Source organism: Dechloromonas denitrificans (assembly GCF_001551835.1).
Classification (GTDB): domain Bacteria; phylum Pseudomonadota; class Gammaproteobacteria; order Burkholderiales; family Rhodocyclaceae; genus Azonexus; species Azonexus denitrificans.
This window is the reverse complement of record NZ_LODL01000001.1, coordinates 1-1,130: the sequence shown is the minus strand read 5'-3', so window position 1 is coordinate 1,130 and position 1,130 is coordinate 1. Positions and strand designations below refer to the sequence as shown.

The following is a 1,130-nucleotide window of genomic DNA, read 5'->3' as shown; positions in this document are numbered from 1 at the left end:
TCGGCACCATCGTTGATGATGGGCGCACCCTGCCGGGTGGCCCGGCCAACGACGACCGGCCGACCTTCAACCTGGGCTCGGACGTCATCGTTGACGAAGCCGCCGGCACCGTCACCTTCACCATCACCAAGGTTGGCGCCAGCGACGTCGCGTCCAGCGTCAGCTACGGCACCGCCGACGGCACGGCCCTGGCCGGCTCGGACTACGCCGCGGCCAGCGGCGTGCTCAACTTCGCCGCCGGTGAAACCAGCAAGACCGTCACGGTGGCGATCACCAACGACACCGTCTTCGAAGGCGCCGACACCTTCAGCCTCAACCTGAGCGCCCCGGTCAACGCCAAGATTGGCGACGGCACGCAACAAGTCACCATCGTCGACGACGGTCGCAACCTGCCCGGCGGTCCGGCCAACGACGACCGTCCGGTAGTCAGCATCGGCAACGACGTCATCATCGACGAAGCGGCCGGCACGGTGACCTTCACGGTCAGCGTGACGGGCAACACGACGCAAGCGGTCACCGTCGACTTCGCCACTGCCAACGGCAGTGCGACCGCCGGCAGCGACTACACGGCGCAAAGCGGCAGCCTGAGCTTCGCCCCGGGCGTCACCAGCCAGACCATCACCATCGCCATTGCCAACGACACCACCTACGAAGTCTCGGAAGACTTCACGGTCTCGCTCAGCAACCCGAGCAACGCCACCCTGGGCACGGCCAGCGTCACCGGCACCATCGTCGACGACGGACGCACCCTGCCGGGCGGCCCGGCCAACGACGACCGTCCGGGCTTTGCCATCAACGACCTGGTCATCGACGAAGCGGCCGGCACGGTCAGCTTCACGGTCACCCGGACGGGCGACCTGACGCAAAGCGCGGCGGTCGACTACGCCGGGCAAGACAATACGGCGAGCGGCGCCGACTACAGCGTTGCCGCCGGCACGTTGAACTTCGCGGCCGGCGTCGCGACGCAAACCATCACCGTCGCCATCAACAACGACGGCACCTACGAAGGCGCCGAAACCTTCAACATCAACCTGACCAACCCGGTTGGCGCCGTCATCATCGACGGCCAGGGCGTCGGCACCATCGTTGATGATGGGCGCACCCTGCCGGGTGGCCCGGCCAACGACGAC

Annotated in this window: 1 protein-coding gene; it reads left to right on the top strand. The window is 67.3% G+C overall.

Annotated features, from left to right (window positions below; all coding sequences use genetic code 11):
• On the top strand, positions 1 to 1,130 hold a 1,130-nt coding region (locus AT959_RS00005; protein ID WP_205629799.1), incomplete at both ends, for a Calx-beta domain-containing protein.